Source organism: Nocardia sp. NPDC051570 (genome assembly GCF_044454005.1).
GTDB lineage: Bacteria > Actinomycetota > Actinomycetes > Mycobacteriales > Mycobacteriaceae > Nocardia.
On the sequence record NZ_JBITDI010000007.1, the window covers coordinates 151,383 to 176,491 of the forward strand.

Below are 25,109 nucleotides of genomic sequence, written 5' to 3' on the forward strand. Positions count from 1 at the left end.
CGGTTCGCCGGAGTGTCGGCGCGGCACACCCTGGCGCCGGTTCAGCGCGGCGGCAGGAGAGTGGCGCCGGTGAGAAGGACCACGCGGGCGCGCCTGGATTGCAGAGCTTCCCACCCTTTTAGACGAGTTACTGCAACGCTGGTCCTGCACGCCGGTGGGTCCGGTGATGCACGGCCAGGTCGGAATCGTGGTGCCGGTGCACAACAGCGAACTGCCGCCCGCGGTCATCAAGGTGTCTTTCCCGCACCCCGGCAATCTCCACGAGCCGGATGCGTACGTGGCCTGGAAGGGCCGGGGTGCGACGCATCTGTTCGCCCGCGCCGACGAGCATTTCGCGATGCTGCTGGAACGGGCGTCTCAGCGCACACTCGCCACAGTGACCGATCCGGAAGAAGCCCTTGTGATCCAAGGGCGACTATCACATCGGCTGTCCGTCGCTGCGCCCTCCGGACTCCCCAAGTTGTCCGAGCGGACCGAAAGGTGGGAACGCAAGATCTGCTCCACCGCAGCTACGTTCGGCCATCCACTACCCAGTAAAGTCATGGATGCCGCCCTGGCCACTCTGCGTGAGCTCGGGCCTGAGCAACCCGACACCCTTGTGCACGGCGACCTGCACGATGCCAACATCCTGGCCTCGGATCGAGAATCCTGGCTCGCGGTCGACCCGAAAACCTACGTCGGCGATCCAGCGCACGAGGCACTCAACGTCATCCGCAGCCCCCGCTTCGAGAGCCTGTTCCGATCCTCGGACATGCAACCGGGTATTCTTCGCCTCCTCGATATCTATTGTGGTGCAGCGCAACTCGACGTCGACCGGACCCGTCGATGGACACAGTTCGGAGCAGTCCGGGAGGCGATCTGGGGGCGGCGCCACGGCGACCCCGACTGGCTGATCCAAGCCACCGATCAACTTGCCGAAGCACTCACTCGAGCCCAGTCCTATGAGCCGTCGAACAGCCGCGATTCGGCTAATACGGTGCGTTGAGTCCGCTGATCTCGGCCCGTTGATCTTTCGAGCGTGCCGCACGGTCACTTCGAAACTGCGCGGCGGCGCCGAGGTGCCGAACATGATGTTCGTTCGGGTGCCGGACCCGAAGAGCGGCAAGAACCGGCTGCATTTCGATATCTGCCCGATCGACAGCGACCAGGAAACCGAGCTGAACCGGCTGCAAGCGCTCGGAGCGGCGAGAGTCGACGTCGGTCAGGGCGACGGCCGGGCCTGGGTGGTGCTGGCCGATCCCGAGGGTAACGAATTCTGCCTGTCCCGCAGTCTCGCGCCGGGGCAATTCGGCCTCTACAGAGGTTGAAAGGTCAGGGTGAACCGCTCCGACTTTCGTGCCGGCAAGAAATCCGGGACGGTTCAAGGTCCTACCTGTGCTGACCTCGAACTCTGCTCGAATCTCGTCGCAATCCGGACGGAATCCCGACGATCTCTCCCCTGCGGAACTCGACGGCGACACCGGTTGCCAGCACTGCGTCCCGGTCACGTTTGGTCGCCAGCTCACACCACGTGGCCGGGTCGCGGGTATGCATGCGCAGGCAGAACGCGCATCCGTTGAGCTGGGAGGTGCGAATCTTCACCAACTCGACCAGTAGCGGGTCGAGCCCTGCCGCCGCCGCGCCCTGCTGAGCGGTCTTCGACAACGCCAGCAGCGCTTGATAGCTGGCGGGATCCTGCGTACCGATGTTCACTCGCGACTGCACGGGTTCTCCTCTTCGTCCGGTACCGCCAACGTATCTCGGACTAAATGGATCTGCAATATCCGAGATACGATGCGGTCATGAAGTTGCCCGTGAGCACCGAATGGCTACTGCACTGCGCGAGCGCGCTGGCACAGTTGGAACCGGGTGCCACCGCGTCGTCGGCGCAGCTGGCACTGTATTTCGACCTCCCGGCGGCGTATCTCGCCAAGCAACTGCCGGCGCTGGTCAGGGCCGGTGTGCTGGCCGCGACGACGGGCCCACGAGGTGGATTTCGGCTGGCCCGGCCCGCCACCGAGATCACGCTGCTGCAGATCGTCGAAGCGGTCGACGGTGCGTCGTCTCCTTACGAGTGCCGTGAGATCCGTCAGCAGGGCCGCGGTGCCGTGCCCGCCGAGATGTGCCGGACCCCGTGCATTCTCGCAGTGAAGATGGCCGAAGCACATGAAGCTTGGCGGCGCAGCCTGGCCGCGACCACCCTCGCCGACATCATCGCTACCCTGCCCGATTCGATCCCGGCTCGCACCCGGCAACGACTGACAGGACCCCTGTAGCCCGATACCCGTGCCATCGGCAGTTGAGGGCGTTTGAATTGGGCTGGGTCACACTCTCACAGTGGGCCGGCCGGACGCTCTCACATCGGCATCGAGAGTGCGTTGGGGAGCCGTGTCGGCCAACAGATCTGGACGACCGACCAACGCGCGCCCAGCGGCATAGCGCATTCGGATGAGCTGTCTGGTTGCGGTACCGCTCACTCCGAGGCCGCGAGTGTCGAGGTGGTGGTCCTCACCCGACGATATGCTCCACACCGTGCTCCGCCGCCGCGCGAACGGCGAGACCGTTACGGATATCAGAGACCGACGCCGTCCGCGAGACCGTCGGTGTGGGCGCGGAGGAACTCTTCGGGATCGCTCAGCACATCCGCCGTGTATTGGCCGAAGGATTCGAAAAGGATGGCGCCGATGACCGCGGACCACAAACCGTAGACCCGGAAGAGGTTACCCACCGGCATCTCGAAACCCAATCTTCCCCGCAATCGCGCCATATCTACGCGGACGGTCGGATTGAGCGGCGCCTCCACCGTTCTCAACTCGCCCGCTCGCCAAGCGTCCTCGACCAATCCGGCGAGAGTGAGCGCAAATCGTGTGCCGGGCACCACGGTCTGGTCGGCGGGAGCCGCGTAGCCGGGTACCGGTGTGCCGTAGAGCAAGGCGAATCTGGACGGTTCACGAACGGCCCAGGCGCGCGCCGCGAGTACTGCCACCTCGAACCGCTTGCGGTGCGACAGGTTCGACGCCGCCATAAGAGCCGCATCGACCTCGTCGGCGAGTTCGTCGTACGCGTCGACGATCAGCAGGGTAATGAGCGCTTCGCGGTCGTGGACGTAGCGGTAAAGCGCTGAGGGCACCACTCCGATGTCCCGGGCCACGGCGCGTAGGGACAGGTCGGCCGGAAGTACCTTTGCCAAATGCTCGCGTCCCATACGCACGATGTCACGCATCATCTGCTCGCGTGCCACTTGCCGTGCAGTGACCATGCATCCGCCCTCTGGGTCAATGGTTGTTCCCTCTCGGACCAACAGTACTTCCTGCTCAGAAGCAGGATCGGAGCCGACGTAGACCGGCCGGGGCGTCCGGATGGCCCACGGGAACAACAGCTCAAAGCGCGTTCGCCGGGACCTCGCCACGCTTGATGACCCGCCACGACTCCCATCCGCGGCAGACGATGTACGCGAAGATCGTGAGCGCCGCGATCGTGGAGTCGGTGATCGCGGACTGCATACCCTCGGTGGTGTCCAGGATGGTGAAGGCGAGCACCGCTGCTGCCACCTTGTGGAAGATCACCATTTCCCAGATAGCCGGCACCTGACGCGGCCGGTAGGCGAGCATCGCCCACATCGCGCTGAACACGAGGAATCCGAGGGTTCGCCAGCCCTCCACCATCAGGCGGTCGTCGCTTACGTCCGCCATCTGGAAGCACCCGTTGATGAACACCGCGAAGGCGACTACGGAGTTGAGGGCCATCAGGCCGCGGCCGATGCGATCCCAACGCCGGGACAAGGTGCTGTGGACCGAAATGGTTGCTGTGGTCACGACGGAGTTCCTTTTGGTGAGGTTAGGAAGCGAGAACACTGTTCTCTGTCGAGAAACGATGCCCCGTCCTCCGGGCAAAGTCAAGAACAGTGTTCTCGTTCAGTCGAGGCCAGCTGCTCGGTCAACACACCACTGCCACCTCGTGCTGGTCAACGGTCAGTCCCAAACACCATCCATAACCTGTTTTGCAGTCAAGGTTTGAGATTGACCGTTCTCGGGTTGCCATCTCTGACACGCGAGGGCGACTGAATCTCCATACGGAGAAGAACCACGCGCCACGCGGCATGAGAGCTCACTTGCCAGATTCGAAGTCATGGTCGAGGTAGGACCGCAGCGCCGGTGGCTCGGTTGTGTTCCGACGGCGTGTCCCAGGCGTGTCACGCCGAATGCTCATCCGATTGCCGAATATTTTGCAGTAGTTCACTGTTGAGCGGATAGCTTGCCGTACGCCGGATCCTGGGAGCTTGCCCGATGGCAGCAGCCACGAGAGAGGATATGGAATGACAGTTGGGAATGCCCTGAACCTGTCCGCCGACGAGGTCCTGTCTACCACGCGTTCGGTGCGTAAGCGGCTGGACCTCGAGCGTCCCGTGCCGCGTGAGGTGCTGCTGGAGTGCCTCGAATTGGCACTGCAGGCGCCGACGGGTTCGAATTCACAGGGTTGGCAGTGGGTGTTCGTCGAGGACGCCGACCGGAAGAGGGCGCTGGCCGACATCTACCGGACCAATGCGACCCCATACCTCGACGCGCCGAAATCCGCGTTCGGCGACGAGCGTGATCTGCGCAGGTCCCGGGTGTCCGACTCGGCCAGGTACCTCAACGATCATCTCCACGAGGTGCCGGTCATGCTGATCCCGTGCCTCGCGGGTCGTGTGGACAACACTCCGGGTGTGTCGAGTGCGGGTTTCTGGGGTTCGCTGTTGCCCGCGGTATGGAGTTTCATTCTGGCGTTGCGCTCGCGTGGACTGGGTTCGGCGTGGACGACACTGCATCTCGTCGGTGACGGCGAAAAGCAGGCCGCCGACCTTCTCGGTATCCCGTTCGACCGGTACAGCCAGGGCGGGCTGTTCCCGATCGGCTACACGAAGGGCACCGACTTCCGGCAGGCGAAACGCCTGCCGGCCGACCAGCTCACCCACTGGAATGGCTGGTAGGCCGCAGCGAGTGCTGTCGAAGGCCGGATCCACCCGACCGGGGCAGGCTCGAGGTTGTTGAGATCCTCACCGCTGCAGGCAATCATGTCGTCACCAGGGGCATCATAGCGGTCGACTGAACACCCGATATTCGGCATTATGGGATGCCCTGAGCCGCAACCGATCTCGTCCGCCGAACGCTCGAACTGCGGCATCTCAGCGCGTTTGCCGAGACTGACATGCCCTCTGCCCGCTGAAGACGGCCGACGTGACGAATGGGAGTCGGTCCGATAGTCGATTTGTCGAGGAACTCAGCACCGGGCCATCCGGTGCATCTACGCTAATTCGGGAGTGCCGCAACCCAACTCGAGCTCGGAGACCCCGATGATCTGGATCTGCCAAGTATGCGGATACACCTACGTACCTGGGGAAAACGACGGAACCGAGTTCGCCAACACAGCTGACGACTGGGTCTGTCCCACCTGCGGAGCGGACAAGGGCTCCTTCGAACCGCAATAGCAAACGAACCTCCCCCGTTGCTGTTCCGCGCTGGCCGGTTCGGACAGCAGGGGAAGCGGCAGAGTGGAGCCAGAAGTCATGGCCCACAGAGCGCATCCCGGTAGTCCCGACAACGGGACATCGATCAGATCGATGCGTCGAGTGCGATGCGGTCATCTACACGCCCCGCTCGATCAGCCCGAATGCTCTTGCGAGCGCCGCAGATCCGGGTGGTGCTGATCCGATGCCGTTACCTGCCCGCGCCCAGGGCCGCCGCCGCGACCGACCGGCCGACAGCCGGCCGGGTACGGAGCGCACGTCGTCACCCACCCCGTCGGCGCCCCACGCCGCCGCGTGCAACAGCCGCTGCATCCCGTCCGGCGTGCTCTCACCGGCCGCCTCCGCCAGCGTCCACCCGTTCTTCCCTGCCAACGGCGCCAACAGGCCCCGCACATACGCCCGCGCCCGCCGTCGTGGCTTCGACGCCTCGCCACTCGCGCGAACAGATCATCCAACCCGGCCGACCACACCGAGAGATCCTCATCGATCGACACAAGCCACGTAGGCTACCGCGAAACCCGTTCGGCCATCACCGAAATCGGCGACAACACATATCACGAAGTGCAGCTGGGGTACCAGGCCGAGGTTAGCGGTGCTTCACGTGTTATTAGATGTCTCCACTATCCAAGCGACCGTTCGATTGTTCTGAAATTGTCTTGTTTCACTATCCGTTCCGGTGACCGCACGACCGGTCGCCACTGGCGCAGGAAGTGACATGACTGAACGACACACTTATCCCCCCGGTGAAGATCAGGTCGGGGTTCCCGATTGTGGACCGGTAGTGAAGAAACGAGAACAGCGTCGTCAATGGCTGGGTGTGATAGCGGCGATGACTGTCGCGGCGTTATCGGCGGGTTTGGTGAATCCCGCCGACGCGTCTGCTCGGCGGATCGGTCCGTATGATGTCTACGGAGCAATCGAGGTCGAGTACGACCAAGCAGGCGGGTTCGGCCTTTTCGGCAATCCGGTAAACGCGGAGTCCGCCGCGGCACGCGGTGGCCGGTGGCAGGGGTTCGAGCGGGGAAGCTCGATCTACTGGCACCCGAATGTATCCAACGGTCGCGCCAATCAGATCGGTGGCTTGATCCGCGACAAATGGCGCGACCTCGGCTGGGAGAACGGCGCCCTCAAGTATCCGACGACAAGAGAGCTGCCCACGCGCAAGCCTGGACGGTTCAACCACTTCGAAGGCGGCTCCATCTATTGGTCCGGCGCCACGGGTGCACACAACGTGTGGGGAGCCATTCGTGACAAATGGGCTGCCTACGATTGGGAGAACGGGCCGCTGGGCTTCCCTACCTCCGATGAATTCAAGGTCAAGGACGGCGGCGTCGGTCATCGCTTCGAGGGTGGCTCCATCTACTGGTCACCCCAGACGGGCGCGCACGTAGTGTGGGGCGCCATCAAAAACAATTGGGCAAGCCGGAACTGGGAAAACGGCCGTTTCGGGTTTCCGACCAGCGACGAGTTCGACTTCGAAGGCGGCAAGGCGCAGAACTTCCAAGGCGGCACCATCGACTGGAAGTCCGGCGACCAGGACAACCCGGCCGACGAAAACCACAACGAACGCCCGCAGGTCATCGAATACAAGCGCAACGACCCGACCCTGCGAACGAACCCGGACGCACCGGATGAGACCGGTCCGCCCTCGCCGGCGCCCAGTCTCGCGCCGGCGCCCTCGACGACCACGCCCGCACCCGGCGCGACGACACGACCGGCAACCCCGTCTCCCGCCGCACCCGAGCCGACGGTTCCCAAGCAGCCCGCACCTACCACGACTGTGCAGCCGGCCCCCACGAGTGATCCCGCCACGCCGGATGCCGACAATCCCCATATTTCGAAATTGGTCGGCACACAACTGCGACAGAATTCGCCTGACGACGAAGACGAACCGTATCTGCCGATCCCCTGCGGATTCACGCTCGGATACCCTCACGAATCGAAATCCAAGAATGGCGGTAAACTCTTGTATCCGGCGGAGATCCACACACAGGTCGTCTCCAAATGCGATCCGGTGGTGAAGACAACCGATCATCGGATCAAGGCGAAAACATCCCGCCTCCGCTGGTTCGGCGTCCCCCTCCCGCAAAAGCAGCTTCCCAGTAAGGGCAAGCAGATCACTCAGAGCGGCTACCAGGCCGAAAAGTCGAGCAATGACGGCGCGAAGCTGAAGATGACCTCTGCGATCAAATGCGAGGTCGGGACCCGATTCCGTTACATGACTTTCGCAGTGGGTGAATTCGCCTACCCGAACGAAAAGTATCGGTTGTACGGCCCGAATATCTCGACGAACCCACAGGGTAAGGAAATCACGTGCATCGACAAGCCCACCGGGTAATAGTCGCTGCGCTTCTCGTGTTGTTTGCCGGATCGGGCTGCGCCTCCCAGGGCGGGCCCGATCCGGGCACGACGAAAGACCCGGACAGCAACACAATCGACCCGGGGGAACCCGGTGACATTGCCCGCAGCCCCGGCTTCGGTAAATACACCGTGCCGGACTTCGTCGTCTCGGGCGGCCCACCTAATCTGACCGACGACCAGGTGAGCCTGCCCGTCGCGGCATCGTCGTGGCTGGTCGGCAACGACCTCGTCGAGTCACTGCTGCCGTCGCCGGTGGCTTGGCCTCGCCTGGCCGCGGCTCCGGCCCGGTTCAGGATCGAGAACTCGGCCATCCCGGTGCTGATGCGATGGTCCAAATATCCGGCCCCCGACACTGCGGAGAAGCTCGACGACGATCACGATTCGTTCGAAACGTGCACCTTCGCCACGAAGGAAACACAGATCAAGCCCGACGGTTCCTGCTTCTACTGGAAGACCGGACCCACGATCGGACTGTATCTGCCCGCCAGAAACGAGGGGTACAACATCGTCGTCGCCACCTGGACACAGGCCCGAGACGAATCGGGACGAGTCCACGACGAGTCAGTCGACGCCGTCTGGACATTCAACAGGTGATGCCGACAACCTGTTCATCCGCCGCAGCGCCGAAATCCCTACCAAGAACGGATCACCCCAAACCGATGCCCGAGATCCGCCTGACACCCGTTACCGACACCGCACCAGCAGCCTGGCTGCACACCTCGCTCATGGACTGGGAACGAGTCGCCAAAGACTTCCCGGCCTATGCGCGGATCCTGCATCCGGTCACCGAGATCCGTACCGGCGATCCCGTGCCCTGGGCGTCGGTAACACGGGCGTTCGGCCCGGCTCACCCCGACCGAATGGACGTGATCATCGAGCTCGCCGAATCCGACGTTTGGGACCAGCCGGAACAAGGCAGCCTGGAACAACCCCACCTCAACGCGCTGCTCGACATCCTTGCCCGCCACACCACCACCCCCGAACACTGCTACCTCGGCACATGGGAAGGATGGCAGTGGTACAACCCGAGCAAACGTCGCTCCGGACCGGTCCGAGCGCTCAATCCCCAAGACATCCCGCAAGAAATACGCGACCAGGCCAGCTTCGAGCTTCCGGCGGACCGCCGGTACGTCCTGCTGCGGGGACCCATCCGCGACGCCGCGCACATCGGAGGCCATGTCACCCCTCGAACACTGATCATGCGATCACCGAACCTGCTGTGGCCAGCCGACCACACATGGTTCGTCTATACCGAGATCGACGACTACGAAACCTACATCAGCGGCTCCGAGCAACTCATCGACGAACTCGCCGCAAGTCCACTCCTCGAAGTCGAGAAAATCGGCACCGATCACCCCGACGCATGAACGCCGACATTGTTCCGGGCGGGAGTGTCCGATTAATCGGACACTCCCCTGTATCAGCAATGACCAGAACGAATCGGCAACCCCCCGCAGAGCGTCTCGCCGCAGCGGATGACGGTGCAGCCGCGCCCGCTACACCAGTGTCCGCACCGAGTGGTCAACAGCATTGTGCGACAACGCTCCACCCGGATCGGCTGCGCGGTGTCCGGCAGTCGAGGGTGTTCGCTACTACAGCCAGCGTTGGCGCACTGCATTCGGCAGAACCGGACGTTCTGCGCCGCAGTCGATCTCGCCGCGCACAACGCCCGCACCGCGGCATAGAGCGATGCCCTATTCGGTTCGGGCGGGCGTGTTGTCTGCGACTCGTCGCCTATGCCGAGTACGCGCCTGCGTCGAGGTCCTCGATGAGGGTCGGTCCGGTGGGTGTCCAGCCGAGGAACTCCCGTGTCGCGGTGCTGCTCGCCGCGAGGTCCATGGCGAAGAAGGCGCTGATCCACCCGAAATGATCCCGGACGTCGTCGGAGGGGATCGACGTGACGGGCAGGTCGAACGCGCGGCCGATCGCCTGCGCGATCTCGCGGGTCGTCACGCCGTCTTCGGCGACGGCGTGCAGGCGGGCGCCTGCGGGTGCCTTTTCCAGGCCGAGGGTGACCATCCGGGCGGCGTCGGCCCGGTGCACGGCGGCCCAACGGTTGGTGCCGTCAGCGGGGTAGCCGGAGACGCCCTTCTGGCGGGCGACCGCGGCGATGACCGCGATGAACCCGTGGTCGCCGGTGCCGTGCACGGTCGGCGCGAAGCGCAGGCTCACGGTGCGCACGCCGCGGTCAGCGAATTCGAGCGCGAGGTTCTCGCTTCCGCCACGCGGCGAGTCCGGGCCGTGGAACGGGGACGCGTCGACCTCGACAACGGGCCGGCCCTGAGTGACGCCGGCGATACCCGAGGCGAGCAGGAACGGACGGTCAGTGCCCACAAGTGTGTCGCCGATGGTCTGGACGGCGGCTCGTTCGGCCGCGTTCGAAGCGGCCAGGTCGGACCAGTCGTGCTTGTTCGCGAGATGGATGACGGCCTCGGCGTCCTTGGCGCCGGCGCGGATGCCCTCCAGGTCGTCCAGGTCGCCGCGGCGAACATGGGCACCCCTCGCCTCCAGGACCGCGGCGGACGCGTCGGACCTGGCCAGCCCGGTGACCTCGTGGCCCGCGGCGAGCAGTTCGCCGACCACGGCCGAGCCGATCCATCCGGAGGCTCCAGTGACGAAAACGCGCATGACGTTATCTCCTTCGACGCACCGCCATCGGCGGAGCGATTGATACCCGTGACTGACGTCAGTCACAGACATCAACGTACACCTTCAAGTCAGTCGCTGCCATCACCTACATTCGACCGCAAAATCCGGAAATCGGCTACCGGACGTTCGCGAGACCGGCTGGCGGCCAACGGATACGGCTCGCTGGAACGACCGGAACGCGGCAATCAGTGCGTTTGGCCTGATGTTCGCCGTGGACGTGGTCAATCCAGATGTGGGCCTGGGCATCTCTTGGCGCGTGTACTGGTACGGCCTCGTGGGAGATCGCCACGGGTCGCTCCGGACGCCGAGAACCCCTGGCGAACAGGCGTTCACCAGGGGTTGCGTGCGGTGCCAGGCTATCGGTGGCGGGTGATCACCACGGGCTTGATGTCGGTCGGGACATTGGCGAAGGCGGAGACGGGGATGCCGAAGGAAGCGGCAAGGACTTCCCGGGGGAGGGCATTGAGGGTGGCGACGATGCCGATGTCGTCGTTGGGTTCCCCGGCACTGGTGTTGAAGGTGACAAGTACGTCCAAAGGCTTGTCGGCACTGGCATTTTCGAAGTAGTGGAAGTATCCCTGCGGGGCGAAGACGAGATCGCCCTGTTCGGCTTCGAAGACATCGTTGTGATAGGTCCCGTCCGGATGGGTGCCCAGAATGGTCCACTTCGCCGTGCCGGAGATGATGAAGTTCAGCTCCCATGCCGAGGGATGCCAGTGCGGCTCACGAATGCCGCCGACGTCGAGATGAACGAAGTACACCGACCCCTTCTGCCCTTGCAGCACAGGGAAGTTGTCTTCGTTCGCACCCTGGAGGTATCCGCCGTCGAAGCTCATCCGTGCGGCCGCCTTCAGCTTGAACAGATGCGACGCGTTGTCGAGGTTGCTGTCGAGCGCCCCGTCGTTCCCGATTGCGCCCGTCGCGGTGGCGGGACTCGCCGCCGCCGCCCCGATCAGGCCACCGCCGAGCGCGGCCGCCCCCACCGCGACGACACCGCCGCCGATCAGCGCCCTGCGCCCCATCGTGCCGTTGTTGTTGTCCTGCTTCACATTCAAGTCGTCTGACATGTGGTCATCGCTCCTGACGGACAAGAACCGGATGTACTTAGTTAGCGTCTCTAAGATTCAAGCTAACCTTGCCGCCTGCACGCGGCCAGGTGACATCTCTCATATACGCGCGAACAGCCTGTGCGCCAGTAGAATCCGACCATAATCGCCGAAACCGACTGGGCTGCCGTCCATTCGGGATCTCCAGATATTCGTCGTACCACTGTTGCGCTCGCTGGACCGCTTGGATCTCGTGCGGGCTGGCGTGGCGAGTCGGGGAGAACACAAAGGTCGCGGTGCACCACAGCCCATCATGAACAGCATGCCGATGGCGATGATCCCGGCGGCGAGCGCCGAGAGCGCCCGCGCCCAGCCCGAGGCTCGCCGCGAATGCGACTGTCGGGATCGATCCGGCCGACCGCAAACAGATGGTCGTCGTGTGTGATCACGATTCGAAGGTTCTGGCCCGCAGGACGTTCCGGTGCCAGGCCTGGGATATGGGTGCCGCGTTGGAGTAGGCGGTCGGGCAGGCCGAGGTGGCCGGGTCTGCGAGGGGTGACGGTCGACTGCTTCAGGCATTGCTCGCCGAGGGGCGGTGCTGAGCGAGCTCGAGCGGGCCGTGGCCGAACGTTTTGTGCGCCCAGGCGGTCAGCTCCCTGGGCGTGAGCGAACCACGCAGAACCCGCGCGGCCATGGCCGTGAGCCCGGCCTGCTGTGCGGCAACGGTTCCCTGGGCAAAGCAGGGGAGCCCGACCTCGCGCAAGGCAGGCTCCAGCAGGTCGGCGACTTCCTGGTCGGCCTGGTGGATCGACACGGCGGCAAGCATGCGCAGCGCTGGGCCGTCGAAACCGGCCACGAGCAGATCGCACGCATGTCAGCCGGTTTATTTCAGGCGTATCGCCGACTCATCGCGAACGGTGGAACCCGCCGGGTCGTGTCCCCCGCCGACCTCGGCATCGAGGTGAGTTGTCGTCTCATCCTTGGACCAACTGCACACGCTCAACTCGGCTACTTACCTGATGCGTTGGACGGCAGCACATTTCGGCGTCCGACCGCGCGCCGATACCCCGATGTTCCTTCGCGGGTCGGGCACGAACTCCTCGGACGCTCACTCAGAAGAGCCCGCATATGGTCACGGCGCCCCCGCCCAAGAGAAGCACTGCAATCAGATAGGCGCCGACGACCAGCACGAACGGCGGGAAGATGGGTGTCAGAAGTAGCGCGATGGACGCCGGCAGGAGCCCCACTCCGAACACCACGAGGGCGGGAACGAGATAGAGGGCGCACACGGGATCGAAAAGGTCGAAAAGAAAGGCGTCGTGCCGTTGTAGGCCGGCGGCCGTGTTGTGTATCTCGTCGGCGGTAATCGACCCCTGGACCGGCGCCTCGTCGTTCATCCACATCGTCAGGTCCACGGACTTGTCGAGACGGGTCACCGTCTGTGTCTCGATATGCCGGGATATGGCACCGTCGGTGTCGTAGAGCACGGCGACGGAATCGCCGTCCACGCTGCCATTGGCCGGCGGAGCCGCCACCAGAATCTGCCCATCCGGAAGCCGAAATGCTCCGGCCTTGTCCAAGGCGGGCGCGTCACCCGAACGCAGTGGTATGGCTCCCGTCCGCACATCGCGGACCAGCTTTTCCTGTAGTGGGGCGGTCTCCTGTGGAGTCAGCGGCTGCAGCTGGGTGAGGGTGTCACGGATCGCGGTGATCATGCGGGGATCCAGGGGATCGGGACCCGGCGAGGCTCCGGCCAAGGGCGGTAACTCGGCTACGGTCAGCGCGGTCGTGACCAGACAGCCTGTGAGCAGAACGCCCAAACGGCGGTGAATACGCATTCTCGCCACTCCTTGCTGGATGCACTCACGGGGAACATCGGCACGAGACACGTTATTGTTCGTGTCTCACAGCATGGCAGCCTGACCGATCGGTCGTATATATTGCCTACGTCACTTACTCCCGTGGTTGTGACGTGAATTTCGGGCACTGGATGCAGCCGCCGTTCAGGGCAACCATGTCCAACCTGCAGTTGGATCATCGCGGCGAGTCTGGCCGGTCAGGTTCACTTCTTCGATTTGGACTTTCCGCTTGGACTCGGCTTCGGTTCGACAGCGTTCGGCGCGGGTCTGCCGCCCCGCATCGGCGCGAGTTTGGTCGGAATCGGAATGTTCTCATCGGCGTGGTAACACGCGCATACCCGGTGGTATCCATCGGCGATCTGCATCGGGGCACCGGAGGCGAGGTCGCCCTGGATCAGCAGGATCGGTGAAAGCGCCTTGCCCGTGAGGATTTTCGCCAAGTCACTGCGCACGTGCGGGCTGTCCGGGGGCAACAGGTCCAGCCGCGCGGCGCGCAGAATGTCCTTGGCCTTCTTGTCGACCCGCGGCGCACGACGCAGCAGCGCCACCAGGGCCTCGACGGTATCGGCGTCGGCGAGCAACGCCAGATAGTCTGCCGCGGCAGGGTAATCGTGTTCTTCGGGCTCGTCCAGCCACTTCACCGGATGCACATCACTTGCCATACCGCCATCTTGCGCCCGACGGATGGGTGCCGCCGCCGACACGCTCCGCTGTGTCGCCGCTTCCCGCCACAGATCCGCCACACCTTTCGAAGAATCGGCTTCGCGTCCGAAGATGACTTTGCCGTGATCGACCACGCTGGAGACGGATTGATCCGGCACGGTCAACGGGGTGACGGTTGTGAGGTAGGCAACCCGACGCTATATAAACGACCGGTCGGCTAGTTACACTGCGTCGGTCCTGATCTGCGTCTGACGAGGAGTGTGGCGATATGCGTGTTCACCGGCGTTCCAATGCTGTGCTGATGGGTTGTTTGACCGTCGCGGCGGTCGCGATGGCGGGGAATCCCGCGGTGGTCGCGGCGTCGCCCAATCCGATACCCGGTTCCGGAGATCCGGCCACCCAGGTCGGTGAGGCGCGGGATGCGCTGTCTCAGCTGCACCCATTGGACGCTGCCGAGACACCGCCGTTGCGAGACAGGCTGATTCATGATGTCGAGACCGGGGCGGTGCCGCTGCACGCGGCCGAGGCACCCGCCTGGGACAAAGTCGTCGCATTCCGGCTCCCGGACGAGCGGACCATGGTGGCCCTGCCGTTCGTGAACGCGGCCGGTGATTCTCTCGGGGTGCTCTACGACACCAACGGCGCTATCTCCCGGCGTATCGAAGTGCGTACGGTCACCATGCCCGATCAGTCCATCGACGCCACGATATGGGACAACGACGAGGCGCCGATCGACAAGACCTACAGCCCCAGCGAGCAACACGACGCCGCGACCAAAGAAGTCTTCCTCGGGCCTCTCTGCGGGTCGACGGCGGCAGCCGCATTCTTCCTGCCCCTCGCGGCACCTTTCCTGATCCCCTTCGTATTCATCCCCTTCTTCAACTTCGTCGCCGTGCCACTGCTCCTGGCCATACCAGCGGCATGGGCGCTGTTGATCCCCCTCTGCCTGCTCGGCTGAACGGTCGGATCGGCACCCGCACAATCCACGCCGACAAACTGGTTACGACCGCACTCGCTGCCGAGGCGGCTGCTCACTCCGCGGCCGCCGGGTAGTGCGCAGCCCGCACGCGATCAGAATGACCGCGAGGCTGGCCAGGCTCATCAGCAGTTGCGGGCGAGTGGAATTCAGGAACAGCATCGAAACGAGGATGAGGAGCAGGGCGCCGACGGTCAGATATGTGAGATATGGATAGCCCCACATCTTGAACGTCAGGCGCTCCGGCTCCGCCCGCTCGGTTACCGCGCGTAATCGGAGCTGACTGATGGCGATCGTGAGATACATGAACATCAGGATCGCCCCGGTCGAATTGATCAGGAACGAGAATACCGCCTCCGGCCAGAATGCCTGCGCGATCACGCACAGGTAGCCCATGATCGTGCTGAGCAGGATCGCGCGGGCCGGAGCCTGCCTTTTGTTCAGCCTGGTCAAACCCCGTGGCGCATCGCCGTGCCTGCACAGCCCGTGCAGGACGCGCGAGGAGGCGTACAGCATCGAATTGAGCACCGACAGCACGGCGATCAGAATGACGAATGTCATCACCGTACTCGCGAACGGAATCCCTATCTCCGCCAGGGCGGTGACATAGGGACTCTCCACGGAGTTCACCTTGTCCCACGGCACGATCGTCAACACCAGGAAGATGGCAGCCTTGCCAGATATGACCGGTTCTAGTGTCTCTTCGGCTTGAAACCTATGGTCAGCTCCGAACGTGGACACCAGCGTCAGCATCTGGTGTGAGCGGTTCCACATGTCCTTCGGCGCCGCCGAGCTTCGGAAAGTCTGAACATGTCGAAACGGACGTGCGGTTTGTCCGGGTCGAGGTAGTGTCTGTCTGAGCTCCGTACGTTCGACAACGATGTCACGAACAGAAGGAGATCGGCATGTCCGGAACCGTACTGTCGAGTTTGTTCGACATTGTCAATCTGGGGAGCGCCGTGGTCGCGTCGACCGTGCTTCCCGTGATCGGATCGATCCTCGACCTCGGGTTTGTCCCCCTCGCGCTGCTCATGGGCTCGGGGGCGGGCTCTATGGCGCTGGGGTCCTAGACAGCGCGGGCCGTGCTCACGACGCGGTGGTCGCGAGCACGGCCGTCAAGGCCTTACGCATATCGTCGGCCTCGATCCGCATCAGTGTGTCCTCATCGAGGGCGCGCAGGTCCAGGCTGTCGTCCATGGCGAGCCGGTATTCCCGCTCTTCCTCGGCGCTTTCGATGATGTTGCGGATGAAACGGCCGTTACCGGCGATATCGACGCCGCGGCGCGGCAGGCCGCTCTGGTCGATGCGCTCGGCCTCGTACAGCCCCACGCAGGCGTCGCGCAGCAGGTCGATCGCCTCATCGGAGACCGCGGAGTCGCGCCGGTGGGCGATGAATCGGCCGATCTCGCAGAGTTCGTCGGGGGTATAGGAATCGAACTTCACCCGCTTGGCGAAGCGGGAGGCCAGGCCGTCGTTGCTGGCCAGGAATCGGTCGATCTCGCCGTCGTAGCCGGCGATGATGACCACCAGCCGGTCGCGGTCGTTCTCCATCCGCGCCAGCAGAGTGTCGACCGCCTCGCGGCCGAAGGCGTCGCCGCCGGACAGTCCGGCCTGGATCAGGGTGTAGGCCTCGTCGACGAACAGCACACCGTCCATGGCCGAGTCGATCAGCGCATTGGATTTGATCGCGGTGGAACCCAGATGCTGGCCGACGAAATCGGAGCGCTTGGTCTCCACCACCTTATCGGTCTTCAGCAGGCCCAAGCCGCAATAGATCTTGGCCACCACGCGGGCGATGGTGGTCTTGCCGGTGCCGGGTGGGCCGGTGAAGGCCAGATGCTGCCCGCGCGGCATGCTGTTGAGACCCTTCTCCGCGCGGATCTTCGCCATGGTGGCCGTCGATTGCAGCTTGGCGACCTGAACCTTGACCGCGTTCAAACCGATCTGCGCCTCGAGTTCCTTGCGCGCGGCGTCGAGGATCTCCTCGGCCCGGTGCTGCTGCTCCTCCTCGGCCGCATCCTCCATCGACGGCGCGGACGCGGGATCCCAACGGTCGACGCGGGATTCGATCTGCTCCTTGCTGGTGACCACGATGCGGAACTTGGGATCGCGCAGCGCCTGCGAATTGGCCGCGAAATCGGGGACCTGGGTGTAGACCGTCTCGAACAACGCCCGAGCCTCGTCCTCGTTGCCCTGTTCGCGCAGGGCCAGGCCGCGGCAGTACATCGCGGCGGTGCGGGCGGCCGGAATCGGGCCGCGCTCGGCCAGTTCCAGCCGCCGGGTCGCCTCGCCGAACAGTCCGAGGTGTGCGCAGGCCGTGCCGACCATGACGTGAGCGCCGGCGGCGGTGTACCGGTCCTGCCATTCCGCCGAGCCCGCCAGCACCGCCATCACATCGGGCCACAGCTGGGTGGTGAAGTACAGCACGCCCCGCGCGTAGGCACAGATCTTATCGTCGATCTCGCGGTCCGGATCGTCGGGAATCTGCTTGCGGCGCTGGTCCAAATCGTCGAGCAGCTGCTCGGCCTCGTCGTACTGTTCGTCCTCGACGAACTGCATCGCCTGCGCGATCCAGATCTCGGTGAGACTGGCGATCGGATAGTCGATATAGCGGCCGATCTGGAACCGCCCGGCCAGCTGACGCGGCGGCAGCCCGAGGCGACGCTGCTCGCGCAGCAGCGAGATGCCCGAGGTCCGGTACAACTGGCGCAACACATCTCGGCTCATATCACCGGCGGCGACGCGGCCCAGCCAGGCGTCACACATATCCGGATCGAGCTCGGTGGCCCGGCGGAAGGCGACCTTCGCATAATCGAGATTCTTCGCGGCCTGCTGACCGTCGACCATCAGGCCCAGCGACAGCACGCCCGCGTCGAAGACCTGCTGCGCTTGTCGAGTGGCTGCCATGCCCGCAACGTAGCCGAACGTCGATCCGGCGGCAGGCCGGACCGGATCGCGAGCACCGGGCATTCATCGCCGGTTAACGTGCCGATATCGGCGTCTCGCGGATAACCGCATGTCGTTGCACGCCAGGTGGTTACGGCGAGGGAAACTCCGTTCACGGGCGATGCCGCAGGTCAGACACCTTGATACGTTCGGCGAACATCGGAACTACGGAATTCGGGAGCTCTCAGAGTGAAGGAGTCGGCATCGATCGAGCCGCAACTGTGCCGAGTCTCGGTGATCGGCGGGAATACCCAGGTCGACGTCGTGCTGCCCACCGCCGTCCCGATCGCCAACTTCATCCCGGATGTGGTGGCGCTCATCGCGTCTCGCAATCCCGATCTGTCCGAGCACGAGGAGAGCGGTCCGCTCACGGCACAGCACTGGACGCTGTCGCGACTGGGTCACCCCGCCATCGATCCGGTGCGCACGCTGACCGAGGCCGACGTCTTCGACGGTGAACTGCTGGTGTTGCGCGCGGTGGATTCGGGCGAATCGCCGGCGCTGTTCGACGATGTCATCGATGCGGTGGCCCGGCTGACCGAAAGCTCGTTCCGCAGTTGGACTTCCGATTCGGCGGGCCGGGCGGGACCGGCGGGCGCCATCGCCGCCACTGTCGGCGCGTGTGTGCTGCTGCTGGTGGCCGCGGCGCGGGGCTGGGGAATCCTGGCCGGCGCCGCCGGACTCGGCGCGGGACTGTTGACCCTGGTGGCCGCCACGCTCGTCGCCCGGATCTACGCGGCGACGGCCCCTGCCACGGTGCTGGCGCTGTGCGGGCTGCTCCTGATGGGCAGTGGCGCAGCGGCATTGGTGCCCGGGCCCCCGGGTCCGGCCCAGCTGTTGCTGGGCTGCGCCGCCACCATGCTGCTGGCCGTCATCGCGCTGCGCGTGGTCGGCACGCGCCCGACGATGTTCACCACCGTCATCACCATCGCACTGCTGGGCACGGCCGCCTCCGGCGCCGTGACGGTGTGGCGGGTCGCCCCGACGAAGGCGGCGGCGGCGATCATCATCGTTGCGCTGCTGGGCATTACGATGGCCCCGCGCATCGCGGTCGCGGCCGCCCGGCTACCGGTGCCACCGGTGCCGACCGCCGGCGGCGTGATCGATCCGCGCGACCACGAGCCGCGCCCCACCATCGAGGGCATCGGCGCGATCGGCGCGACCTCGATCCCCTCGGCGGCCGGATTGGGTCTGCGGGCCCGGCTGGCCAACGACTATCAGTCCGGCATGATCGTCGGCATCGTCGTGGTCACCGTGTGCGCGACGATCATGACGGTCGCCCAGGCGACCGAACATCGTTGGCAGGCAACGGCTCTGGCCACGGCGGTGGGCATAGTGCTGGCCCGGCGCGGGCGGGCCTTCTCCGATCTGACCCAGGCGGCGGCGCTGGTGCTGGGCGGCTGCGCGGCCCTGATCGCACCGGCCGTCCTGCTGGGTGTGCGCCTGCACGACGCGCCGTTGCCGGCGGCGGGGGCGCTGCTGGTGATCGCGGTGCTGGCCATGCTGATCGGTGTGGCGGGACCGAATCTCGAGGTGTCGCCGGTGACGCAGCGGGCCGGAGAGGTGTTGGAATACCTCATGATCTGCGCGATCGGCCCGCTGACGTTCTGGATCCTCGACATCTACGCCCTCGCCCGCCATGGGTGAGCCCGGATCGGCATGATCAGATTCGCCGCCGCCGCGCTGACGGCCGCATTGACACTGACGCCGACGGGCGCCGCCCACGCCGTCGCCCCGCCCGAGGTGGATCCGGGAGCGCTGATCGCCAACGCGCCGGTCGCCCCGCCGGAACCGTCGCAGCAGCGGCTGGTGTGCTCGCATCCGGTCTGGACCGGGCCCCCGCCGGTCGGCGTGCCCGCCGTGCAGCAGGCGCTCGGACTGGGGCGGGCGTGGGAATTCAGCAGGGGCGCGGGGCAACTCGTCGCGGTGATCGATACCGGGGTCAATCGGCATCCGCGCCTGACCGTCGATCCGGGCGGCGATTACGTCTCCGATTCCGACGGCACCACCGATTGCGACGGGCACGGCACGCTGGTGGCCGGTCTCATCGCCGCCCATCCCGCACCCGACGGCAGCGACGGCTTCTCCGGTGTGGCGCCGCAGGCGACCATCCTGTCGATCCGCCAGACCAGCCTCGCCTATCAGCCGAAGAACAGTTACGGCTCGGATCGGCCCGACGGGATGTCGGCCGGTGGCTACGGCACCGTCGCCACCCTCGCCCACGCGGTGGTGCATGCGGTGGATCTGCACGCGTCGGTCATCAACATCTCCGAGGTGTCGTGCCGACCGGCGGGCGCGGGGCCGGTGGACGGCGCGCTGGGCGCGGCCCTGAAGTACGCCTCCGACCACAATGTCGTGGTGGTCGCCGCGGCCGGAAATCTGCAATCGCAGGGGGCGTGCAAGGACCAGAACGGCACCGCGGGCTGGGATGCGGTGAATACCGTTGCGACACCGGCGTGGTTCTCACCGTATGTGCTGTCGGTCGCCTCGGTCGAGGCCGACGGATCGCCGTCGGCGTTCACGCTCTACGGCCCGTGGGTCGGAGTCGCCGCGCCCGGTAGCAATCTGATGTCACTGGACAGCACGCCCGACGGCACCGGCCTGGTCGACGGCACCCCGCAGGCCAACGGACAGGTGGCCCCGGTGAACGGGACCAGCTTCTCCAGCGCCTTCGTCGCGGGCCTGGCCGCACTGGTCCGCGCCCGCTACCCCGAACTGTCCGCGGCACAGGTGATCGACCGCATCGTGCGCACCGCGCACGCACCCGGTAACGGCCATGACGCCCGGCTCGGCGCGGGCATGATCGATCCGGTCGCCGCGCTGTCCGCCGTCGTGGCGCCGCCGTCGGGGCGCGACCCCGCGGCCGGTAAGGCGATTTCGGCCCCGGCGCCGCCGATTCCGGAGAATCCCTGGCCGCGCCGCATCGGCGCGGGCGGCGCCCTGATCTGCCTGACAATGCTCGGACTCGTTATGGCCCTGTCGATTCCGCTGCGGCGCAGACAGCGCATGCCGCTCGTCCTGCCGGGCGACGAGTAATCCATCCGGTCCTACCCGCACACCACCCGAGGAACAGCCATGAGTACGCAGGGATTCATCCGGCTGGCCAGGATCGCCCCGCCCCGGTCGCCCGGCGGCGAGGTGATCCTCAACGCCCCGCCGGAGATCACCTCGCCGGTGCCCGCCCCGCTGTGGCAGCGGCTGATGCCGCTGGTCATGGTGGTCGCGATGCTCGGCATGGTCGGGTTGATGGTCACCATGAGCGGCAAGGCCATGCTGACCAATCCCTTCACCCTGATGTTCCCGATGATGATGCTGATGTCGATGGTCGGCATGTTCGCGGGCCGCAGCGGGGGCGGCGGGAAGAAGGCCGCCGAACTCAACGAGGAGCGTAAGGACTACTTCCGCTATCTGGAGCAGCTGCGCCGCGATGTGCGCACTACCGGTGCGGCACAACGCGAGGCGCTGATGTGGAGCCATCCGCATCCGATCGATCTGCACGCCCTGATCGGCACCCGCCGGATGTGGGAACGCCGCCCCAACGATCCGGATTTCGGACACGTCCGGATCGGCGTCGGCAGCCACCGCATCGCCACCAAACTGGCCCGGCCCGAGACCGGTCCGCTCGAGGATCTCGAACCGGTGGCGACAGTGGCGCTGCGGCGGTTCGTGCGCACGCATTCGGTGGTGCACGGCCTGCCGACCGCGATCTCGCTGCGCGCGTTTCCCGCGGTCAACATCGAGGGTCCCCGCGAACACGGCCGGGCGCTGGCGCGGGCGATGATGATGGAACTGCTCACCTTTCACAGTCCCGACAACATGGTGTTCGCGATCGTCACCGCCGATCCGGACGACCGGGCGTGGGCGTGGACCAAATGGCTTCCGCACCTGCAACATCCGCGCGATACCGACGGCATCGGCACCGCCCGCATGCTCTACGAGTCGCTGTCGGAGCTGGAGACCGCACTGTCGGAGGAACTGCTCGAACGCGGCCGGTTCCTGCGCAACGCGCCCCCGACGGCCGGTCGGTTGCATGTGGTGGTGGTGATCGACGACGGCTATGTCAGCGGCTCGGAGCGCATCATCAGCGATGCCGGGCTGGATTCGGTGACCGTGCTGGATCTGACGGCTCCGCAGACCGGTCTCGCGGTCCGCCGCGGCCTGCAGCTGGTGGTCGAGGAGAGCGTGATCGGCGCGCGCACCGGCGGTGCGGTGGAGAACTTCGCCGGACCGGACCGGGTGAACCTGGACGCCGCGGCGACCTTCGCACGCGGCATGTCCCGCTATCGGATCGCCACGACCGCGCAGATCGTCGATCTCGGCGAGGAGGTCAGCGGGGATCCGGGATTGATGGCCCTGCTGCGGATTCCGGATGCGGCGACCATCGATCCGGACGCGGTGTGGCGACCCCGATCGGTCCGGGAACGACTGCGGGTGCCGATCGGCATCACCCCCGACGGCACCCCGGTCGAGATCGATATCAAGGAATCCGCCGAGAACGGTATGGGGCCACACGGATTGTGCATCGGCGCAACGGGTTCGGGTAAATCGGAGTTCCTGCGCACGCTGGTGCTGTCGATGGTGGCCACGCACTCCCCGGATCTGCTGAATCTGGTGCTCGTCGACTTCAAGGGAGGCGCGACCTTTCTCGGGCTGGACCCGCTGCCACATGTGGCCGCGGTCATCACCAACCTCGAGGAGGAGCTCTCGATGGTGGACCGCATGCGCGACGCGCTCGCCGGAGAGCTGACCCGACGTCAGGAATTGCTCCGCGCCGCAGGGAATTTCGCCAATGTCACCGAATACGAGAAGGCCCGCGCCAACGGCGCGCAGCTCGATCCGCTGCCCGCGCTGTTCATCATCGTCGACGAGTTCTCCGAATTGCTCTCGCAGAAGCCGGATTTCGCGGAGCTGTTCGTGATGATCGGCCGGCTGGGCCGCTCGCTGCGGGTCCATCTGCTGCTGGCCTCACAGCGGCTGGAGGAGAATCGGCTGCGGGGCCTGGACTCCCATCTGTCCTACCGGATCGGCCTGCGCACCTTCTCCGCCGGTGAATCCCGGCAGGTGCTGGGCATCACCGACGCCTACCATCTGCCCGGCCATCCCGGCGCCGGATATCTCAAGAGCGATGCCTCGGATCCGTTGCGCTTCAACACCACCTACGTCTCGGGCACCTATGTGCCGCCGGTCGCCCGGGCGGTGGCCGGCGGTCCGGTCACGGCCGCGGCGGGCACGGTGGATATGTTCCGCGCCGCGGCCGTCGCCGTGCGCGAGACGCCGAAGGCGATCGAGGTGGCACTGCCGGATCTGAGCGAACTGCTCGCCGAGACACCGCCCGCCGGACCGGAGCGGTCGCTGCTGCAGGTGGTGGTCGAACGGCTGACCGGGCACGGCCGACCCGCGCACGAGGTGTGGCTGCCGCCGCTGGATATCTCGCCCTCGGTGGATATGCTTCTGCCCGAGGAGGATTGGCGTTCGGCCGCGGACGGGACGGGCAATCTCTGGTTGCCGATCGGCATCATCGACAAGCCCTACGAACAGAAGCGCGACGTTCTCACCATCGATCTGGCGGGTGGCCAGGGCAATGTGGCGGTCGTCGGCGGCCCGCAGTCGGGCAAGTCCACGACCCTGCGCACCGTCATCATGGCCGCCGCCGCCACCCACACCCCCGAGCAGGTGCAGTTCTACTGCCTGGACTTCGGCGGCGGCACCCTGGCGGCGCTCACCGGACTGCCGCATGTGGGTTCGGCCGCCGGGCGACTGGAGGGCGACCGGGTGCGCCGCACGGTGGCGGAACTCAGCACGCTACTGCGCCAGCGGGAGGCCAGATTCCTCGAACTGGGCATCGAGAATATGCGCGACTTCCGCAGGCTGAAGGCCGATCTCGCAGTGCTGCCCGCCGATCAGCGCGCCGGACATCCGCTGTCGGCGGATCTGTTCGGCGACGTCTTCCTCGTCATCGACGGCTGGGCCGCGTTCCGGGAGGAGTTCGACCTGATCGAGGGTCAGGTGCATGCGCTCGCCGCGCGCGGCCTGTCCTACGGCATTCACCTCATGCTCGGCGCGAACCGCTGGGCCGAGATCCGGCCCGCGGTCAAGGATCAGGTCGGCACCCGGATCGAGCTGCGCCTGGGCGACCCATCGGATTCGGAGATGGATCGCCGTGCGGCAGTGGGTGTTCCGATCAATCGGCCCGGCCGCGGCATGACCTCGGACAAGCTGCATATGCTCATCGCCCTGCCCCGCCTGGATACCGCGGTCGACCCGAACACACTGTCCGAGGGCGTCGCGGCGGCGAAGGAGGAGCTGGCGCTGCTCTACGGCGATCGGCGCGCACCCGAGGTCCGCATGCTGCCGCTGCAGCTGCCCCGCGACCAGGTGCTGGAAACGGTTCGCGCCCAGGACATCCGGTTGGACAGCCGACGGGTCCTGATCGGGCTGAGCGAATCGGAGCTGCAGCCGATGGTGCTCGATTTCGAGGAGCAGGCCCATCTGCTGGCCTTCGCCGATGTCGGCTGCGGCAAGACCACACTGCTGCGCACTATCGCGCAGGGCATCGTGGAGAACTCCCATCCCAACGACGCGCGCCTCATCCTCGTCGACTATCGCCGCACGATGCTCGGCGCGGTCGAGGGTCCACATCTGGCCGGATACTCGACCTCCGCGCAGACCTCGGTGCCCACCCTGAAGGAGGTCGCCGGATTCGTGTCCCAGCGCATCCCCGGCCCCGATATCACTCCCGCCCAACTGCGCGAACGCAGTTGGTGGACCGGGCCGGAGGTGTATGTGATCGTCGACGACTACGACATGGTGGCGTCCAACAATCCGCTGCTGCCGCTGATAGATCTGCTCCCGCAGGCCCGCGACGTCGGCCTGCACGTGATCATCGCCCGCCGCTCCGGCGGTGCGGCCCGCGCGCTGTACGATCCGGTCCTCGGTCCGCTGAAGGATATGTCCGTGGACGCCATCCTGATGAGCACTCCCAAGGACGAGGGCGTGCTGCTCGGTGATGTGCGCCCGGCCAAGTATCCGCCCGGGCGCGGGATGCTGGTGTCACGCACACACGGGCGCGAGCTCATCCAGATCTGCCAGTTGCCGCCGCTGTGAATGGTGCTGCGGGCTGGCCG

At 65.6% G+C, this 25,109-nt stretch carries 22 protein-coding genes and 2 pseudogenes; 13 read left to right on the plus strand and 11 right to left on the minus strand.

The window, feature by feature from the left end; translation table 11 throughout:
* Nucleotides 1-130: 130 nt before the first annotated feature.
* Complete coding sequence (locus tag ACIA76_RS19415; protein ID WP_397153492.1) at nucleotides 131-985, plus strand: aminoglycoside phosphotransferase family protein; 855 nt, start codon at nucleotides 131-133, stop codon at nucleotides 983-985.
* The gene (locus ACIA76_RS19420; RefSeq protein WP_397153214.1) at nucleotides 942-1,307 is read left to right on the plus strand and encodes a VOC family protein; all 366 of its coding nucleotides are present in this window, start codon (nucleotides 942-944) and stop codon (nucleotides 1,305-1,307) included. The genes ACIA76_RS19415 and ACIA76_RS19420 overlap by 44 nt, the downstream gene beginning before the upstream one ends.
* A 61-nt stretch (nucleotides 1,308-1,368) precedes the next feature.
* On the opposite strand, the gene ACIA76_RS19425 is transcribed toward ACIA76_RS19420, so the two are convergent.
* Entirely contained in the window at nucleotides 1,369-1,704 is a 336-nt protein-coding gene (locus tag ACIA76_RS19425) for a carboxymuconolactone decarboxylase family protein (protein WP_397153215.1), read from the minus strand.
* Between the two features lie 77 nt (nucleotides 1,705-1,781).
* Here ACIA76_RS19425 and ACIA76_RS19430 point away from each other — a divergent pair, with 77 nt between their 5' ends.
* Entirely contained in the window at nucleotides 1,782-2,255 is a 474-nt protein-coding gene (locus tag ACIA76_RS19430; RefSeq protein ID WP_397153216.1) for an RrF2 family transcriptional regulator, read from the plus strand.
* A gap of 296 nt (nucleotides 2,256-2,551) precedes the next feature.
* Here the strand turns inward: ACIA76_RS19430 and ACIA76_RS19435 are convergent, their stop codons facing one another.
* Entirely contained in the window at nucleotides 2,552-3,238 is a 687-nt protein-coding gene (locus ACIA76_RS19435; RefSeq protein ID WP_397153217.1) for a TetR/AcrR family transcriptional regulator, read from the minus strand.
* Nucleotides 3,239-3,359: 121 nt separating this feature from the next.
* Complete coding sequence (locus ACIA76_RS19440) at nucleotides 3,360-3,794, minus strand: hypothetical protein (RefSeq protein ID WP_397153218.1); 435 nt, start codon at nucleotides 3,792-3,794, stop codon at nucleotides 3,360-3,362.
* 500 nt (nucleotides 3,795-4,294) lie between these two features.
* Between ACIA76_RS19440 and ACIA76_RS19445 the strand changes: the two genes are divergently transcribed.
* Together ACIA76_RS19445 and ACIA76_RS19450 are read left to right on the plus strand one after the other, a co-directional pair.
* Nucleotides 4,295-4,948, plus strand: coding sequence for a nitroreductase family protein (locus ACIA76_RS19445; RefSeq protein WP_397153219.1), 654 nt, complete (start codon nucleotides 4,295-4,297; stop codon nucleotides 4,946-4,948).
* A gap of 363 nt (nucleotides 4,949-5,311) precedes the next feature.
* Entirely contained in the window at nucleotides 5,312-5,446 is a 135-nt protein-coding gene (locus ACIA76_RS19450; protein WP_397153220.1) for a rubredoxin, read from the plus strand.
* Between the two features lie 291 nt (nucleotides 5,447-5,737).
* Here the strand turns inward: ACIA76_RS19450 and ACIA76_RS19455 are convergent.
* A pseudogene (locus ACIA76_RS19455) lies at nucleotides 5,738-5,908 on the minus strand (IS701 family transposase); the annotation flags it as partial.
* Nucleotides 5,909-6,200: 292 nt separating this feature from the next.
* Here ACIA76_RS19455 and ACIA76_RS19460 point away from each other — a divergent pair.
* The 3 genes from ACIA76_RS19460 to ACIA76_RS19470 are packed head-to-tail and all read left to right on the plus strand — an operon-like array spanning nucleotide 6,201 to nucleotide 9,213.
* Nucleotides 6,201-7,823 carry a hypothetical protein gene (locus ACIA76_RS19460; RefSeq protein WP_397153221.1) on the plus strand — a complete coding sequence of 541 codons (1,623 nt, stop codon included), beginning with the start codon at nucleotides 6,201-6,203 and terminating at the stop codon, nucleotides 7,821-7,823.
* A 17-nt stretch (nucleotides 7,824-7,840) separates the two neighbouring features.
* Nucleotides 7,841-8,440 carry a hypothetical protein gene (locus ACIA76_RS19465; RefSeq protein WP_397153222.1) on the plus strand — a complete coding sequence of 200 codons (600 nt, stop codon included), beginning with the start codon at nucleotides 7,841-7,843 and terminating at the stop codon, nucleotides 8,438-8,440.
* Nucleotides 8,437-9,213: a hypothetical protein gene (locus ACIA76_RS19470; protein ID WP_397153223.1), complete on the plus strand. Its 777-nt coding sequence runs from the start codon at nucleotides 8,437-8,439 to the stop codon at nucleotides 9,211-9,213. The genes ACIA76_RS19465 and ACIA76_RS19470 overlap by 4 nt, the downstream gene beginning before the upstream one ends.
* Nucleotides 9,214-9,580: 367 nt before the next feature.
* On the opposite strand, the gene ACIA76_RS19475 is transcribed toward ACIA76_RS19470, so the two are convergent.
* From ACIA76_RS19475 to ACIA76_RS19495, 5 genes and pseudogenes are all read right to left on the minus strand, one after another.
* The gene (locus tag ACIA76_RS19475) at nucleotides 9,581-10,474 is read right to left on the minus strand and encodes an SDR family oxidoreductase (protein WP_397153224.1); all 894 of its coding nucleotides are present in this window, start codon (nucleotides 10,472-10,474) and stop codon (nucleotides 9,581-9,583) included.
* Between the two features lie 377 nt (nucleotides 10,475-10,851).
* Entirely contained in the window at nucleotides 10,852-11,562 is a 711-nt protein-coding gene (locus tag ACIA76_RS19480) for a cupin domain-containing protein (protein WP_397153225.1), read from the minus strand.
* A 550-nt stretch (nucleotides 11,563-12,112) separates the two neighbouring features.
* Nucleotides 12,113-12,397, minus strand: coding sequence for a hypothetical protein (locus ACIA76_RS19485; RefSeq protein ID WP_397153226.1), 285 nt, complete (start codon nucleotides 12,395-12,397; stop codon nucleotides 12,113-12,115).
* A gap of 256 nt (nucleotides 12,398-12,653) precedes the next feature.
* Entirely contained in the window at nucleotides 12,654-13,256 is a 603-nt protein-coding gene (locus tag ACIA76_RS19490) for a hypothetical protein (RefSeq protein ID WP_397153227.1), read from the minus strand.
* Nucleotides 13,257-13,675: 419 nt separating this feature from the next.
* A pseudogene (locus ACIA76_RS19495) lies at nucleotides 13,676-14,050 on the minus strand (hypothetical protein); the annotation flags it as partial.
* A gap of 314 nt (nucleotides 14,051-14,364) precedes the next feature.
* Between ACIA76_RS19495 and ACIA76_RS19500 the strand changes: the two are divergent.
* Nucleotides 14,365-15,021: a hypothetical protein gene (locus ACIA76_RS19500; protein WP_397153228.1), complete on the plus strand. Its 657-nt coding sequence runs from the start codon at nucleotides 14,365-14,367 to the stop codon at nucleotides 15,019-15,021.
* A gap of 42 nt (nucleotides 15,022-15,063) precedes the next feature.
* On the opposite strand, the gene ACIA76_RS19505 is transcribed toward ACIA76_RS19500, so the two are convergent.
* A complete protein-coding gene (locus tag ACIA76_RS19505; RefSeq protein ID WP_397153229.1) occupies nucleotides 15,064-15,813 on the minus strand; it encodes an amino acid permease in 750 nt (249 codons plus the stop codon).
* A 131-nt stretch (nucleotides 15,814-15,944) separates the two neighbouring features.
* Between ACIA76_RS19505 and ACIA76_RS19510 the strand changes: the two genes are divergently transcribed.
* Nucleotides 15,945-16,109 (plus strand): hypothetical protein, encoded by a 165-nt coding sequence (locus tag ACIA76_RS19510; protein ID WP_397153230.1) that lies wholly within the window; start codon nucleotides 15,945-15,947, stop codon nucleotides 16,107-16,109.
* A 16-nt stretch (nucleotides 16,110-16,125) separates the two neighbouring features.
* On the opposite strand, the gene eccA is transcribed toward ACIA76_RS19510, so the two are convergent.
* On the minus strand, nucleotides 16,126-17,946 hold the full coding sequence (gene eccA, locus ACIA76_RS19515) for a type VII secretion AAA-ATPase EccA (protein ID WP_397153231.1): 1,821 nt from the start codon (nucleotides 17,944-17,946) through the stop codon (nucleotides 16,126-16,128).
* A 228-nt stretch (nucleotides 17,947-18,174) separates the two neighbouring features.
* Between eccA and eccD the strand changes: the two genes are divergently transcribed.
* From eccD to eccCa, 3 genes are read left to right on the plus strand one after another with little or no spacing between them, the layout of a single operon-like run.
* A complete protein-coding gene (gene eccD, locus ACIA76_RS19520; RefSeq protein WP_397153232.1) occupies nucleotides 18,175-19,632 on the plus strand; it encodes a type VII secretion integral membrane protein EccD in 1,458 nt (485 codons plus the stop codon).
* 12 nt (nucleotides 19,633-19,644) lie between these two features.
* The gene (gene mycP, locus ACIA76_RS19525; RefSeq protein ID WP_397153233.1) at nucleotides 19,645-21,021 is read left to right on the plus strand and encodes a type VII secretion-associated serine protease mycosin; all 1,377 of its coding nucleotides are present in this window, start codon (nucleotides 19,645-19,647) and stop codon (nucleotides 21,019-21,021) included.
* A gap of 39 nt (nucleotides 21,022-21,060) precedes the next feature.
* The gene (eccCa, locus tag ACIA76_RS19530) at nucleotides 21,061-25,089 is read left to right on the plus strand and encodes a type VII secretion protein EccCa (protein WP_397153234.1); all 4,029 of its coding nucleotides are present in this window, start codon (nucleotides 21,061-21,063) and stop codon (nucleotides 25,087-25,089) included.
* Nucleotides 25,090-25,109: the final 20 nt, after the last annotated feature.